General features: G+C 67.8%; 1 protein-coding gene. It reads left to right on the plus strand.

The features are described 5' to 3' along the window. A partial coding sequence (locus ACLQ2R_RS39770; protein ID WP_425966579.1) for a hypothetical protein occupies positions 1–214 on the plus strand: 214 nt, incomplete at both ends.

Raw genomic sequence — 214 nt, forward strand, 5'->3', positions numbered from 1 at the left:
GCCGCCGGCCTGGCCGCACCGGGCACCATCGCCGACGACATCGACATCATGTCGACCACCGAACGCCACCAGGTGCTTCACACGTGGAGCTCAACGGCCGTCGCGCCACGAGATGAGGGTCACGCCGTCGTCGCTGATGTGGTTCGTGCTTCGGGTCTGTTGCATCAGGTCACCGCCGGACACGATCCCGGCCGGGTCGCCTTCCGCTTCCACG

It is taken from the genome of Streptosporangium sp. DT93 (genome assembly GCF_049844535.1).
Classification (GTDB): Bacteria; Actinomycetota; Actinomycetes; order Streptosporangiales; family Streptosporangiaceae; genus Streptosporangium.